This window comes from SAR324 cluster bacterium (genome assembly GCA_029245725.1).
Taxonomy (GTDB): domain Bacteria; phylum SAR324; class SAR324; order SAR324; family NAC60-12; genus JCVI-SCAAA005.
In genome coordinates this window covers 25,451-38,509 of sequence record JAQWOT010000186.1, presented here as the reverse complement: position 1 = coordinate 38,509, position 13,059 = coordinate 25,451, and the positions used below count along the sequence as shown (strand labels likewise).

The following is a 13,059-nucleotide window of genomic DNA, read 5'->3' as shown; positions in this document are numbered from 1 at the left end:
GCAACGTTCATGTCTTTTCTAAAAGCCCCTTGGCTGGCCATCCTGATTCTTCTCGCTATCGGCGCTTGTCAGCAATCCCCTCGTTCCCTACTCTATCCCACCATGCAACAGCAGCAAATTGATTATCTCTGCCGAGTTGTCTATGAAAGGGAGTTTCGACGCAATGCTGGCTGGGAAGAAAGTGCTCCAGAGTTTCTGTTCATTTCTGAAGAGCGAGTCACTTACCATTTTACAACAGGACAGTCGACAACCATTGTTCGGCATCCCGAATTGATTGTTCCTCCCGGCACCTATCCTTGCCCATAAAATCTAAATCAACCATGACTGATCCTGCCGCTTCCCCCGAGCTATCTCAACAATACTATCGTGAAGGATTCGAACTGTTGAAGCTAGAGCATTTTGTCGAATCTCTCGAAAAATTTGGAAAATCTGCCGAATTACGCAACAAGACCACACCCGATATGTATCGTAACCAGGGTTGGTGCCTATTTCGCCTAGCTGAACAGGATGCCTTTGTGCTGGAGTGGAAAAGTACAGAAGAGAAATTTCAGCAGGCAAAGCGCTTTTACGAGAGGGCTATCGCAGGCTTTCTGCAGATGAAACAACAAGATCAGTCAGAATCTTTCAGCCAACGCCTTAAGCTACGTATGTCCGATTGTCGACGCCGGATTGCTCAGATCTGTGGCTATTTAGAATTTTTTACACGCCGGAAAGTCTGGGTTGCTGTCAATGGGGATATTTCTGTCAAGGAATCTTCGATTACGATTGAAGCCAAACGAACTTCGGATCGGCTGGTGGGGCAGTCCATGGAGCAAGTAAAGCGAGTTCAAGACGCCATGAATAGCCTGATGGGGCGCTTCCTCAAGGAAACCACCCCTAACAAAGCTGCTGCAGAAGAATCCTCAGAAACATCTGAAGAAGCCGACGAGTCAGTTGGAGCAACCGAATCCCAGCGTGCCTGAAACTCCAGACACCTGGACGATTGAAGCCGTTTTGCGTTGGACAACGGACTACTTCCGTGAAAAACAACTGGCTACTGCACGATTAGATGCAGAGATGCTACTAGCTCATGCACTGGGTTATGAGCGCCTGCAACTGTATTTGCAAGCCGATCGGCCCCTGACAGAACCAGAACGAGCGGACTATCGACAAATAGTTCGTGAGCGTGGCCAAGGATGCCCTGTCGCCTATCTCTTGGGCTACCGAGATTTTTGGTCTCTTCGATTGCGTGTTGCACCAGGCGTTCTCATTCCACGTCCTGACACCGAAACGCTGATCGAGGCCGCGCTCAATCAACTTCCCAAACACCCTCTACGGCTACTGGAACTTGGCACAGGTACTGGAGCTATCCCGTTGTCACTCTGTGCAGAACGCACACAACTGGATTGGCTTTGTCTGGAACAAAGTACGACAGCACTCCAAGTGGCTCAGCAAAATTGTAAGGTGCACTCACTGCTCCTTGAACCACGTCAGAATCGGTTACAATTACTCCAGTCCAACGGTTTCGCAACTCTATCTGCGAACCATCAGTTTGACGCACTCCTGAGTAACCCTCCCTACATTCGAACTATAGAGATTACGAGTTTGAGTCCTGAAGTCAGCCAATTTGAACCACATCTGGCGCTGGATGGCGGTGAAGACGGTCTTTTCTGGTATCAGGAATTTCTCCAGCAAGGTCCTCGTCTACTACGACCCGGAGGTTGGCTGATTGTCGAGATTGGGTACGATCAACAACCAGCTTTGACCAGGCTCATTCAAGAAACTGAGGCGTGGAACTTGGTTGAATTTTGTAAGGACCTGCAAGGTCATCCACGAGTTCTCGTAGCACAACTGCGAGTGAAATGAGGGAAAGATAGGATGGAGCCACACAATTGTGTGACTCCTGAAAAGGTAGAATCAGCGCTGGCTGATCTGTTGATACGAACGCTGTGTTGGACCTGTGTAGATCTGTCGAGGGCGCCCAATCTTGGCATCACTGTTGTGCATTTCGATCCAGTGTGCGATCCAGCCCGGCATTCGTCCCATCGCAAATAGGACGGTGAACATGTCAATCGGGAAGCCCATCGCCTTGTAGATGATCCCGCTATAGAAGTCGACGTTTGGATAGAGTTTGCGCTCAACGAAATATTCGTCTTGCAGCGCAGCCTCCTCCAGTTGCTTGGCGATATCCAGCAAAGGATCCTGCACCCCAACAACTTTGAGGATCTCATCGGCATAGCGCTTGATGATCTTGGCCCGTGGATCAAAATTGCGATAGACTCGGTGGCCAAAACCCATCAGGCGGAAATTTGAATTCTTGTCCTTGGCAAGATTCACAAATTTCTGCACATCACCGCCATCATTCTGAATCTGCATTAGCATTTCCAGTACAGCCTGATTTGCCCCGCCATGCAGTGGCCCCCAGAGCGCTGCAATCCCTGATGAAATCGAAGCAAACAGGTTGGCTTGGCTACTACCCACCAGGCGTACTGTTGATGTGGAGCAGTTCTGTTCGTGATCAGCGTGTAAAATGAAGAGCACGTTGAGCGCCTTGGCAAACACTTCAGGAACTTCATAAGGTCCAGCCGGTACGCTGAACATCATGTTCAGGAAGTTGGCACAGTAATCGAGGTGGTTCTTTGGATAAACAAAGGGTTGGCCACTATTTTTCTTGTATGACCAAGCCGCAATCGTGGGCAGTTTGCCAACGAGTCGCCACACTGCGAGATCGACCGCACTCTGGTCACGGTGGCTGAAATCATCGTAGAACGTAGAGAGAGCGCAAACAATGCATGAGAGAATCGCCATTGGATGGGCGTCCTTTGGAAATGCCTCATAGATGTGGCGCAAATCCTCGTGAAGCATCGTGTGCATCGTGACGTTACACCGGAACTCTTCCAATTGTTCCACTGTTGGTAAATCACCATAAATCAAGAGGTAGCTCACTTCCAGAAAGTTGGAATGCTCTGCCAATTCCTCTATGGAATAACCTCGATAACGTAGAATTCCCTCTTCACCGTCCAGAAAGGTAATCGCACTGGTGCACGCACCTGTGTTCACATAGCCTGGATCCAGCGTGATTGCCTTGGACTGCGCACGCAGTTTGCTGATGTCCAGTCCCAATTCACCCTCACTGCCTTCCACAATCGGTAAATCCACTGACTTACCTCTGATATCAATCCGTGCATTGTCACTCATGCGAATCCTTTCATTCGATGAATTCGGTTGAAAATAAGTTTACAGTACAACCCTGTTAGGAGTCGGTTGGCTCCTCATCCCGCCAGTAGGGCAATCGATGACGCAGTCGATAGAGCAGCAGGAAATAGGCGCAAAGCAATCCGAGAAAGGACCAACCGTGATACTCTGCTGGAAAGGTCACCTTAGCCAGTTCACCTAGCGCCAAAGTAGGTACGAACAGTACAATCAGAGCAAAAAGCCCACGGTAGATCCCATCAACTAGTTCGTCCAACCAAGCTTTCATAATTATTTCTTACAGAAAGTAACAAGCAACTATTTGAAAAATAGAAGGGAACGGTAAGGAAGATACCAACAACAGTCAATTCTTCCTCATCAAGCTGGCAGGGATTATTTTGATTCGTCAGACGAAGACAAGCGGCTTGAGAAGGCGAACTTGCGTTGAGAACGTGAACCTTTCCAGGCAGTCAGGAAGAGGGAGTCTTGGGAACCCTTGGGGCTCCCTTGCAGAACAAACTGGCGGCTCATTACCTCAGCGACTTCAGTACTACCTCTTTCGATGCCGAGCACCCTCAACTGTCGTTCCAGCTTGGTCAGCCCAACTGTAGTCAGCCACTGCTTAAGAGCAACCAAATCCTCTGGCTGTACCACAAACGTCGCTTGCTCTGCTGAGAAGGGATCTGCCATCTTGCCACCCCAAAACGGGGTCACACAACCCCAGCCAGCCAGTGCTTCAGTGGGAAGTTTCTTCAGTAGCCCCAAGTGGAGGGAAGGTGAGGTAGAGGTGTCTGAATCCAATGCTCAGTAGAGACAGACAAAATGTTGACCTGCCTTCCAGCCGTTTTGATGCAGATGCAGGATCAAAGGCCCTTGATCTTGTAGAACAGCCAGAAAAATCCGCTCATCCCGAGCCAGAATTGGTAGTGGTCGCTTGAGCAACTCATCAGGACCCGTGGAGGCAGACAATTCCAGTTTGGAAAGTGGCAGGCAAAGACGAATGATTTCTCGTAGATCTCCTTCACTGCACAAGTGAATGCGCTGGCAGCCTTGCAACTCGAGTGCAGTGAAATGCTGGAGGATAAGGGTTTTGAGTTCCTGAAATGAATGCATCGTTCGCCGCAGGTAATTCATCGTCAAACGGCTTTTCTCTCGGAAGCCTTCTGGTGTCAGGAAGTAAGCCCAGCGCCGTGCACTGACCTGACGAGCGCGAACCCAACCCTTGTGAAGCACTATTTGCAGGAAGGCGTTGGTCAATCCCAAGGAAAGCCCAAGCTCTTGGGCCAATTGGCGCTGGCTGATGCGCTCATTGCCATCAACAGCCTCAAAGAGCGAGAGCGTGCGTTGTTCTTCTTGATTCATTTATCCGTGTATTTATAGCTGGTTCAATCTCTGAACAACATAGATGCAAGGGCTAGGCTAAGGTGCGGGCAGTGTCTGGAAAGTTTCGAATGAATCACTCTGCTCCAGAGGTTCCCAGGTTCCATCTCCCAACTGACGCACACAAGCCAGATAGGAGCTATAAGGACAGGAGTTACTCCACTCCTCAGGGCCAATTAGGCTGAGAACATGGCTATTGGATTGGGCAGCTTCGTAGAGATGGTAGGGTTGCAGCAACACTGGTGTGAACCGATACTGCGCCTTGGCGATCTGTTCTGCGAGTCGCACACGTGCTTCAATCTCCTGGGCCTGCCGAAGCAATAATTGGGCTTGTTCCTGAAGTCGATCAATCTGCTCCTGTGCATGATGATTCATCGCCTCCAGTGCTTCACTGCGATCCACAGACAGGGGATCTGGCCGGAAGGCGGGAGCGTTAGTTTCTGTCGGATGCTCTCGCAGGTTGCGATTCTCGACAAAAGAGAGCGGCTTGTCGTTTTCAGCTGGAGGCATGCTAGGGTTTTTCCTTTAGGTTTTGGGAGGTGATCATTTGTGCTTGTTGTTGTAGCCAGTCGCGATCTTGCAGTTCATCGCGATTCTGCCATTCCTCAAACAAGGTACGCAGGGCAGTCCATTGATGTAGTGCCGGACGTTCGTGCAGCATTCTGTGAACATCTCGAATAGTCCCAGGGATGGAATCAAGAAAGTACCACTTACCCTTGATAGCTGAAAGGTATCCATAAGTACCCAAGGAGCGCAATCGACGTAGCAGAACAAACTGCTCCAGTTCGCTGGTAAAATACTTCGGATCAATTAGGCGATGCTGTACACCAAGTTCCTGGTAGTCGTCTCGGAGTTGCTCACGTAGCGCTTCATTCAATCCAGCCTTGGAAGCGTGAAGTAGGGCAGCTAGGTCATAATGTGGTGCTCCAATTCCACCCGACTGGTAATCGATCATATATAATTGATCACAATGCCACATCAAGTTACGGGATTGAAAGTCACGTGAGACAAACACCGTTCTTGGCAGCCTACCCACAGTTTCAGCCAGCGTCGATAGTTCTTCGCTCAGAGTTACAGTAACAGGACTATTGGGTACAAAGGCTTCCCAGAATCTTTGACGAAAGTATTGGAGGTCCGCTTGGAAGAGTGCTGTGTTCGATTCAGGAGCAGCGTGGCACCAGCTGCGATCAAAGCCAACTATTCCCTTGGTTTGCATTTGGATTAGCACCTCGAGCGCCTCTTGGTAGACCTCTCGGATGCGCACGGCAGCTTCGGACACACTCGGATCCAGATTCGTCAGCCAGTCGGCTAGTGTCTGATCACCCAGGTCCTCAAGCAGGTAGACCAGTTGCTGCCGATCTTCCGCATAAATTTCAGGGACAGAGATGCCCTGCTTTCGAAAGTGACGGGACATTGTCAAAAAAGCTCGGTTTTCGTCCTGGGCTGGATTGGTAACACCAATCCATGAACGTCCGTTTCCCGCAGAGAATCGATAAATCTGTCGATCTGACCCATCACCACGCAGGGCAACAGGCGGAGCAAATAATGAAGGTAAGTGGTGAGCCGCCAATTGTTCCAAAAGAGGGAGCAGAGGGTCAGTCATAAGGCTTGGTGCAACGAGTTCTGGCTGGTTTTTACAATCTTTCCGATGTTAGCCTTTTTAAACTAAAAGGTAAAATTGCTTCCAACTGACTCTTTCCCATCTCTAAAAGAAACTTGATGCAAGCAACCCTTGGACGCCTGGTCCGCACGCTAATTCCCTCCAACACACTCAATGAGCGTGGAGGCACTTCCACCGCTTCCGTGCTGGACAGCGACTGGGTGCACAACAAGTACCTTCTGCTGGTCCATTACCTCCGACAGCACTGGGCTTCCTACACAATCGGCATCTTCACCACTTTCCTCACCAATTGGCTGGCGGTCAGCATTCCAGAATATGTTCAACTTAGTATCGACCTGCTTTCAAGCGATCTAAATGGGCAATACGATCTACTCAATGAATACCTTTGGATCATGCTCATACTTGCGGTCAGCATGGTTTTCATTCGCACACTGTCACGCCTACTCTTCTTCAATCCCGGGCGTGCGATTGAGTGCCAGGTGAAGAACGACATGTTCACCAAGCTGATGCAACTACAACGGGACTACTACGATAAGAATCCCAGCGGTACGATCATTTCTCGAGTCAACAACGATATCCATGGAATTCGTATGATCTGTGGCTTTGGTTTCATGCAGGTCTTCAATATTGCCAGCGCACTCTCGCTGACTCCTCTGATGATGTTCCAGCTTTCACCACGACTAACGCTCTACTGCGTCATTCCGATCCTGATTGTCTTCTCCATCGTCCGGATTGGTATGCGCTTTTTGGTTAACAACATGCGGACACGGCAAACGGATCTTCAGAATCTCTCTGGCTTCACAGTAGCTTCCTTGAATGGAATTGATGTGATCCGTAGCAATAATCTTGGGGCTTGGAGCCAGGAGCGCTTTGACAAAGATAATCGAAACCTGACGGAGCGCTCCTTGAACATCGCCTGGATTCGCTCTTTCATCATGCCCGTACTGATGAACCTAGCCAATATCCTCCAAGTGGTGGTGCTGCTCTTTGGGGGAATGATGGTGCTGGAAGAGGAGTTCACAGTTGGTGAATTAACCGCATTCATTGCTTACACCACACTGCTGACATTGCCACTGATGGGGCTGGGTTGGGTTACCACCATGTTCCAACAAGGAATGGTTGGGCTCGCCAGTGTCCAGTCCGTGCTTCAACAACCAGAGCCTTTTGCAGGTCGCCAGTCTCTTCCGGAAGTACAACAAAAGAGCCTATTTCAGGACGGGCTCACTGTGCGTAATCTCCGATTCCGCTACGCCGAGGATCGACCCTGGGTTTTGCAGGACATCAACTTCCACCTAAAGCCTGGTCAAACGCTTGGTGTCCTGGGCCGGATTGGTTCCGGTAAATCAACTCTCGTCAACTGCATTAATCGCTATCTAGTCGCTGAAGACGGACAAATTCGTCTCAATAGCATCGACATCAATCACTTGACCTACCAGGACTTACGTCACGGCATCCGGACAGTGACTCAGGAGCCATTCCTCTTTTCCGATACAGTAGAGAACAATATTGCGTTTGCGATTGAGGATCAGCCTGACGACTGGCAGGAACATTTTCCCAGTTTGCTCCAACAAGCTGCACTCCAGGAGGAAGTCGATAAATTCCCGCTGCAGGAACAGACCATTGTCGGTGAGAAGGGTATCCTACTTTCTGGTGGCCAGAAACAACGAATCAGCTTGGCCCGAGCAATGGCCACATCCTGTGATCTACTGATTCTGGACAATGTCCTCTCGGCAGTGGACTACGAGACTGAGCGCTACCTACTTCAGCAAATCTTTGCTCGCAGACAAGCAAAGAGCTTACTGATTGTCTCCCATCGGGTCAAAGCAGTGGAAAAAGCAGATTGGATCCTCGTTCTGGATGAGGGGCGGATTGTAGCCCAGGGAACCCATGCGGAACTACTTCAACAACCCGGCTACTACCAGGAGATGTGGGCACTACAGCATGAAACATCCTGAAGAACTAAGCACCTTATATTGATCTAAAATTCTCTCCTCAACCAACGACTTTGCCCAAAGTGCGGAGAATCTTGCAGTGCACGCTTGAAGGAAGTGCAAAATCGCTGTAAACTTGTTGGTTTACTGTCAAAGAACCTGCTTTGTTGTCAGAAATTGCCGTCTATTTATACTCAGGTCGGCATGCACTACCCTGACAAACAGGTTTTCCCCTAACAATGGAGGCATTTGAGCGACGACAAACTGGAACTGAAGGGCATCGTGGTTGACTCCTCCAACGGCATTTTTCGTGTGCAGTTGGAAAACGAGCATGTGGTGATTGGTCATCTCTCTGGCAAGATGAAGATGCACAAGATCCGTGTTTTGCCTGGAGACGAGGTTACCATTGAACTGTCTGCCTATGACCTGAGCCGAGGACGCATTGTCCGTCGGGAAAAAATCGTACAAAAATCCAGCTAGCCCTCCCTATCTACCTTTCCTGTCCCTGCCACTTCTGCCCCTGACGAGAAACGCATGTTTGGACGGAAAAAGCTCTCAAATTGGTTTGCAGAAGATCTCACTATTGATCTTGGTACTGCCAATACCTTGGTTTTTTTGCGTGAAGCTGGGATTGTCATTCGTGAGCCCTCGGTAGTTGCTGTCAAGCGAGATCAACGAGGGGCTCTCAAGGTGTTGGCCGTTGGACGTGAAGCCAAGGAAATGGTTGGTAAGACACCAGACACGATCATGGCGATCCGGCCGCTGAAAGACGGGGTCATCTCCGACTTTGATGTGGCTGAGCAGATGCTGCGTCATTTTATTCAACATGTGCAGCAGCGCCAGGGATTCCTGCGCTTCAAACCACGTATTGTTATCGCAGTCCCTTCTGGCATCACCCAAGTCGAAAAACGGGCTGTGCGTGAATCTGCTCTCTCTGCAGGAGCCCGTGAGGTATTCCTGATTGAGGAGCCAATGGCAGCGGCTATCGGTGCAGGACTGCCGATTGCTGAACCTAGCGGGAACTTCGTTGTTGACATTGGTGGTGGTACGACTGAAGTTGCCGTTCTCTCGATGGCCGGAATCGTTTACAGTAGTTCGCTACGCATGGCTGGTGACAAGATGGATGAGGCTATTGTTCAGTACCTGAAACAGAAGTACAATCTACTGATTGGTGAACGAACCGCAGAAGAACTCAAGCTCAACATTGGCTCTGCTGCTCCACGTTCCCAACCGCTACAGTTAGAAGTCAAGGGACGGGATCAAGTTGGTGGCAACCCGAAGGTTCTGCTGGTCAATGACGAAGAAATCCGCTTCTGTCTCAAAGAAATCTGCGATAGCATCGTCCATGCAATCCGGGTTGCGCTGGAGCAGACACCACCAGAATTGGCGGCTGACATCATCGAAAAAGGCATCGTGCTAGCTGGTGGAGGTTCACTGCTTCATGGCATGGATGTCCTGCTCCGCGAACGAACAGGATTGCCCGTCTTCTATGCTGAGGATCCTTTGGATGCAGTGGTCAAGGGAACCGGTGCAATGCTTGATCAGATGGAACTGCTGGCCTCCATCGCTCTCGACTGAATGAATCCTGGCGTTGTCCGCTCTTTCTGCAAGGAGATTTTGTGAGCACACCCGATACCTCCATCTACATTGTCGGTACCAACCGAACCTGGCAGATTCGCGCAAAGACACTCAAGCTGATCCTCACCTCGACTGTCCTATTGCTGATCGGGCTGGCAGCAGCTCTGCTCTACCAAAGCATCTGGCATCTGCAGGTCGTTGGAGGCTGGGAGGAACGTTATGCCACAGAGAATGAGCGCAACGAAAAAATGCGGAGCGTGATTGAAGATCTGCGGGAGCGTGTGGTGGATCGGGGAACTCTGGAGATGCGACAAGCGATTTACAGCAATGGCCCTGATCCCGAAGAACTGCTCCAGAAAAACCAGCGACAGCAGGAAACCATCGAAGCTCAGCAATTGCGTATCGAGCAACTGCAGTCAGAAACCAATGATCAGCAGGTCCAGCTGATTGAGTTGGACGTTCAACTCACAGATGAAATCGCTCGTTATGCCTCACTGCAAGAGAGCCATCAACAACTGGAGATTCAGCGTACTATTTTGCAGGACAACCTGACTTCCCTAAATGAAGAGCTAGTACAGCAGCAGACACAGGGTGCTGTACTACAGAAGCAGATCCTCAGTTTACAAAAGCAACTGGCAGCCATTCCCAAGATTGTTGAAAAACCAACACAAACCTTGGTCTCAACTCCAACTACCCGTTCACCAGCACTTGCTGGCCCAAGTCCCATAGCTATAGAGAAAATACAACTCAACAACCGCAACGGACAGCTCAATATTCGCTTCCAACTGAGCAACCGTGATCGCAAGCGTCAGACTGGGTTCCTACAGACCTTCCTAGTGTCTGCTGATGATGCAGTTACTCCAGTAAAAATCACAGACCATTTTGCTGATCCTTTTGCCATCCGGAATTTCAAGAACGTTCGGGCAGAGTTTAAAAATTGGGACAAGAGTTCCCTACTACGAGTGGTGGCTTGGAATGCGAAAAAGCAGCGAGTTTACGACAAAACCTTCCCTTTGAACAAAGTCAACTAAAGCCCTCCTAACCAACGCCCCCAGAGTGGAGATGCTACCAACGGACTTGAGAAGTTCCCTTGAAATTTTGGGGCTACTCCAAATTGGGCAAGATTTCCAGGCCACACCCCTGACCGGTGGTGTTTCTTCAGACATCTGGCTCCTGGAAACGAAACAACGACGCTTCTGCGTCAAACGGGCCTTGCCCAAGCTGAAGGTAGCTCAAGATTGGTTTGCACCACTGGATCGTAATCGATACGAACACCACTGGTATCAACTAGCTCATCAGATTGTTCCTGGCAGTGCTCCTCAAGTTTTGGCGGCAGACGATGCTGCTCTCCTGTTCGCCATGGAATATCTGGATCCTGAACAGCATCCCCTTTGGAAAACCGAATTACTGGAAGGGCGGATCAAACCTACGTTTGCAGCCCAAGTAGGAGAACGGCTTGGAAAAATTCATTCAGCCACAGCTCACCGTTCAGACCTTGCTGATGCTTTTGCAACAGGTTCCAATTTTGAACAACTCCGACTGGAACCCTACCTGCGAGCAACAGCCCTTCGTCATTCCGAATTCACTACTATTCTACAGAGCCTTGCAGACAAAACTGCTCATCAAAAACTCACACTTGTTCATGGAGATGTCAGCCCCAAAAATATTCTGGAGGGACCTCAAGGACCTGTCTTTCTGGATGCAGAATGTGCTTGGTACGGCGATCCAGCTTTTGACTTGGCGTTCTGTCTGAATCACCTGCTGCTGAAAACCATTGTCCAGCCTGATCGTCTGCCGATTCTGCAGGAAAGCTTTACAATGTTGCAACAAACCTATCTAGAGCAAGTGGACTGGGAATCACCCGCAGAGCTTGAGACCCGAACTGCCGCATTGCTACCTGGCTTACTGTTAGCTAGGGTTGATGGTAAATCGCCTGTCGAGTATCTACAAACAGAGGCACATCGAGAGTTAGTTCACAGTGTTGCTTTTCCTCTCCTTCGAAAAGCTCCCAGAAATTTAGCTGACATTTGTAACGCTTGGAGAAACGTATGGGCCTAGACACCACTATCGCCAAATTGCACGGTCGCCAAGTATGGGATTCCCGCGGTAGACCGACAGTCGAAGTGGATTTGTGGTTGTCAGACGGTTCTTTTGGTCGAGGCGTTGCCCCAGCTGGAGCATCTAGGGGTTCGGCTGAAGCTGTTGACTTGCGTGATGGAGGTTCAGCACTAGGTGGCTTTGGTGTGCGTAACGCACTCAGTCTACTAAACGGAGAAATTGCCGAAAATCTGCAGGGGAAGTACTTCACTAGCCAGGCCAAACTAGATCAAGAATTAATTGAGCTTGATGGAACCCCTAACAAATCGCGACTTGGTGGAAATAGTCTCATAGCCACTTCCTTAGCATTCGCCCAAGCTCAAGCAGCCCATCAGCAGCAACCACTCTGGCAGTCACTCTGTACAGGCATCCCAGCCTACCTACCTTTACCTGAAATTCAGCTGTTTGGTGGTGGTGCACATGCAGCTGGACGAATTGACATTCAGGATTTCATGCTGATTGCGGTAGGTGCCCAAACTTTTGGCGAAGCATTGGAATGGACGGCCGAAGTATACCGTACAGCTGGTGAGCTATTACGTGAAAGTGGGCTCTTGGCTGGTGTAGCTGATGAAGGTGGTTGGTGGCCCCAGTTTTCTAGCAATGAAGAAGCACTGGCGTGGAGTGTCAGAGCCATTGAAGTTGCAGGCTTCAAACCAGGTCAAGACTTAGCGATTTCTCTGGATGTGGCTGCTTCTGAATTTGGGCAATCAGGCAGCTATCGTCTCAGCCGAGATCAACGTGTGCTGAATCGTATAGAGATGCTGGAGCTCCTGAAGAACTGGCTGAAACACTACCCGATCATCTCCTTGGAAGATCCCCTTGCTGAAGATGATGACTGGAAAGCGGTACTTCCGGCTCTGGGACGTCCTGTTCAAGTCATTGGTGATGACTTTCTGGTGACCAATGCCAGCCGGGTTCAGCAAGCTGCAACCCATCAATCCTGTAATGCCTTGCTGGTCAAGCCGAATCAAGCTGGAACTCTGACTGAAACCAAGGCCGCCTTGGATGCTGCGCATGCTGCAGGATGGCAAGCCGTTGTCTCGGCTCGTTCTGGAGAGACCGAAGATGTAGCGATTGTGCACCTGGCTGTAGGTTGGGGAGCCGCTCAATTGAAGGTCGGTTCATTCTCACGCTCAGAACGGATGGCGAAGTGGAATGAGGCTTTGAGGATTGGGGAGGCTTTAGGATCTACTCAACTGCCACCAAAGAATTGGTTTCCTTGGTATCAGCAGAATTTCTGAATGGAATAACAATGTGACACTTAGTGCATCGAATGCACTA

The 13,059-nt window shown here is 49.9% G+C and carries 15 protein-coding genes; 9 read left to right on the top strand and 6 right to left on the bottom strand.

Translation table 11 applies throughout. The features are described from left to right. Window positions 1-9 precede the first annotated feature (9 nt). The 3 genes from P8O70_09760 to prmC are packed head-to-tail and all read left to right on the top strand — an operon-like array spanning window position 10 to window position 1,845. Window positions 10-306: a hypothetical protein gene (locus P8O70_09760; GenBank protein ID MDG2197157.1), complete on the top strand. Its 297-nt coding sequence runs from the start codon at window positions 10-12 to the stop codon at window positions 304-306. A 14-nt stretch (window positions 307-320) separates the two neighbouring features. Further along, window positions 321-962 (top strand): hypothetical protein, encoded by a 642-nt coding sequence (locus P8O70_09755; GenBank protein MDG2197156.1) that lies wholly within the window; start codon window positions 321-323, stop codon window positions 960-962. Beyond that, window positions 955-1,845 carry a peptide chain release factor N(5)-glutamine methyltransferase gene (prmC, locus tag P8O70_09750; protein ID MDG2197155.1) on the top strand — a complete coding sequence of 297 codons (891 nt, stop codon included), beginning with the start codon at window positions 955-957 and terminating at the stop codon, window positions 1,843-1,845. Before P8O70_09755 ends, prmC begins: the two co-directional genes overlap by 8 nt. Window positions 1,846-1,896: 51 nt before the next feature. On the opposite strand, the gene P8O70_09745 is transcribed toward prmC, so the two are convergent. The 6 genes from P8O70_09745 to P8O70_09720 all read right to left on the bottom strand — a co-directional run bounded on the left by P8O70_09745 (window position 1,897) and on the right by P8O70_09720 (window position 6,154). Further along, the gene (locus P8O70_09745) at window positions 1,897-3,177 is read right to left on the bottom strand and encodes a citrate synthase (GenBank protein ID MDG2197154.1); all 1,281 of its coding nucleotides are present in this window, start codon (window positions 3,175-3,177) and stop codon (window positions 1,897-1,899) included. Window positions 3,178-3,232: 55 nt separating this feature from the next. Beyond that, window positions 3,233-3,460 (bottom strand): hypothetical protein, encoded by a 228-nt coding sequence (locus tag P8O70_09740; GenBank protein ID MDG2197153.1) that lies wholly within the window; start codon window positions 3,458-3,460, stop codon window positions 3,233-3,235. Window positions 3,461-3,564: 104 nt separating this feature from the next. Then, window positions 3,565-3,972 carry a hypothetical protein gene (locus tag P8O70_09735; GenBank protein ID MDG2197152.1) on the bottom strand — a complete coding sequence of 136 codons (408 nt, stop codon included), beginning with the start codon at window positions 3,970-3,972 and terminating at the stop codon, window positions 3,565-3,567. Window positions 3,973-3,975: 3 nt separating this feature from the next. Beyond that, window positions 3,976-4,533 (bottom strand): winged helix-turn-helix transcriptional regulator, encoded by a 558-nt coding sequence (locus P8O70_09730; GenBank protein ID MDG2197151.1) that lies wholly within the window; start codon window positions 4,531-4,533, stop codon window positions 3,976-3,978. A 57-nt stretch (window positions 4,534-4,590) separates the two neighbouring features. Further along, window positions 4,591-5,061, bottom strand: a complete 471-nt coding sequence (locus tag P8O70_09725; GenBank protein ID MDG2197150.1) for a DUF2452 domain-containing protein — start codon at window positions 5,059-5,061, stop codon at window positions 4,591-4,593. Between the two features lies 1 nt (window position 5,062). After that, the gene (locus P8O70_09720) at window positions 5,063-6,154 is read right to left on the bottom strand and encodes a phosphotransferase (GenBank protein ID MDG2197149.1); all 1,092 of its coding nucleotides are present in this window, start codon (window positions 6,152-6,154) and stop codon (window positions 5,063-5,065) included. A gap of 116 nt (window positions 6,155-6,270) precedes the next feature. Between P8O70_09720 and P8O70_09715 the strand changes: the two genes are divergently transcribed. The 6 genes from P8O70_09715 to P8O70_09690 all read left to right on the top strand — a co-directional run bounded on the left by P8O70_09715 (window position 6,271) and on the right by P8O70_09690 (window position 13,019). Continuing rightward, window positions 6,271-8,127 carry an ABC transporter ATP-binding protein gene (locus tag P8O70_09715; GenBank protein ID MDG2197148.1) on the top strand — a complete coding sequence of 619 codons (1,857 nt, stop codon included), beginning with the start codon at window positions 6,271-6,273 and terminating at the stop codon, window positions 8,125-8,127. Between the two features lie 225 nt (window positions 8,128-8,352). Then, window positions 8,353-8,583, top strand: a complete 231-nt coding sequence (gene infA / locus P8O70_09710; GenBank protein MDG2197147.1) for a translation initiation factor IF-1 — start codon at window positions 8,353-8,355, stop codon at window positions 8,581-8,583. Between the two features lie 54 nt (window positions 8,584-8,637). After that, complete coding sequence (locus tag P8O70_09705) at window positions 8,638-9,681, top strand: rod shape-determining protein (GenBank protein MDG2197146.1); 1,044 nt, start codon at window positions 8,638-8,640, stop codon at window positions 9,679-9,681. A 41-nt stretch (window positions 9,682-9,722) separates the two neighbouring features. Next, a complete protein-coding gene (locus P8O70_09700) occupies window positions 9,723-10,712 on the top strand; it encodes a hypothetical protein (GenBank protein ID MDG2197145.1) in 990 nt (329 codons plus the stop codon). Between the two features lie 31 nt (window positions 10,713-10,743). Beyond that, on the top strand, window positions 10,744-11,739 hold the full coding sequence (locus P8O70_09695; GenBank protein ID MDG2197144.1) for a phosphotransferase: 996 nt from the start codon (window positions 10,744-10,746) through the stop codon (window positions 11,737-11,739). Next, window positions 11,730-13,019 (top strand): phosphopyruvate hydratase, encoded by a 1,290-nt coding sequence (locus P8O70_09690; protein MDG2197143.1) that lies wholly within the window; start codon window positions 11,730-11,732, stop codon window positions 13,017-13,019. The genes P8O70_09695 and P8O70_09690 overlap by 10 nt, the downstream gene beginning before the upstream one ends. Window positions 13,020-13,059: the final 40 nt, after the last annotated feature.